Origin of the sequence: Bacillus sp. L_1B0_5 (assembly GCF_000836715.1) — a bacterium.
GTDB classification, from domain to species: Bacteria; Bacillota; Bacilli; order Bacillales; family Bacillaceae_G; genus Bacillus_A; species Bacillus_A thuringiensis_S.
This window is the reverse complement of sequence record NZ_JXIS01000214.1, coordinates 1-1,445: the sequence shown is the minus strand read 5'-3', so window position 1 is coordinate 1,445 and position 1,445 is coordinate 1. Positions and strand designations below refer to the sequence as shown.

Sequence of the window (1,445 nt, the reverse complement as noted above, 5' to 3'; positions counted from 1 at the left end):
ATGGTATAAAATTAAATATAGAGATACGGGTTCGCGACAAAAAAGACATGATTGAGCGATCTTTGTTCTACTGGGCAGGCATGTATTATTCCCAAATGACTCAGGGGATGAAGTATACAGAATTAAGACCAACCATTTGTATTAACATAGTGGATTTCATTCTGTTTCCAGGAGAAGAAGACTTTCATAATGTCGTTGTGTTGTTATTATATAAGAAAAGAAGACATCGATTAAGATGTCTTCTTTTACTTGTACACTTGGTGTTAAGGAGGTATTGTATTACATAAAAACCATAAAAAATATAATAATCGTCGAGTAAGTCTATTATAGCATCAATAAATAAAGTTTTATATGCAATATTGCATATATATAGATTTATTTATGTTTTATCTATATAATTAAATTGTCTGTTTCTTGTTTTAATTCGTTTGTTTATTTTATTTTGGAGCGCTCCAGCAATGGAGCCTTTTTTTATGTAATAAAACATTTCCTTTGGATTACTTAGTTAATCTATATTAACTTTATTTTCTTAAACAATATCTATACTTTACCAAAGAGCTATACGGATAACCAGTTTTTTCTAATAATCTAATGGATTGATAATATTACTGTTATTTGTCAATCTTTATAGGAAAATTTATCATGCAATGAAGATTGAGAAATCAATAATTATAAAAAACTTATAGTATCTTTTGGGAAAAAATTTATAATTTATATATTAATATGTTATAATTTTATCTCTAAAACTACCCAAAAAGGACTGCCTAATGGTGGTCTTTTTTATATTGGTGAGATTGTACTAGTATGATAGAAGAGGATTAACTGTATATTGTGAGGGTGATTGGTTATCCCTTCTTTCCATGTGGAAGGAAAGGGGGTGATATACCTATGGGGTTTTTGTTTAAGCTTCTAAAAGAATTTGTGAAAGCCATTGTACGTGAAGTTTCTGCGTATGTTTTTAGGAAACAAATTTTAGAAAAAGATAACAAAAAACCACTCCTCGTCGCCGTCCAGAGCAAAAGGGTGGGTTTCGTAAAAAATAAATGATATAACCACCACCCTGACGGTAGCAGTTATTAGAAGAAATGTTAGCGCATCTCTTCTTTTATCATTTTAGCCAAGAAGACTCCTTCCTCAAGGAGCGTGAAGGTGAGTAGGTGGGAGATGAATTGGCTTCGAACAAGGGATGGCAGGAAGCCAGCTTAATTGTTCGACATACAGAAAGTGTTACTCCACTACCTACCGAATGTATGTTCGTTGTATAATAGTCATATACCGAAATGGAGGTGAATCAAATAATGATTAATAAAGCCTATAAGTTTCGTATCTATCCAAATCAGGCACAAGCAATTCTAATCAACAAAACGATTGGGTGTTCTCGCTTTGTATTCAATCATTTCCTATCCTTATGGGATCACGCATACAAAGAGACAGGAAAAGGCTTG

At 32.2% G+C, this 1,445-nt stretch carries 1 protein-coding gene and 1 pseudogene; both read left to right on the top strand.

Features of this window, described 5'->3' with window-relative positions:
- Positions 1-218 (top strand): annotated as a pseudogene (locus RT27_RS34695) (Rpn family recombination-promoting nuclease/putative transposase); the annotation flags it as partial.
- 1,080 nt (positions 219-1,298) lie between these two features.
- Positions 1,299-1,445: helix-turn-helix domain-containing protein (locus tag RT27_RS31925; protein ID WP_197080471.1), on the top strand; the 147-nt coding region annotated here is incomplete at its 3' end.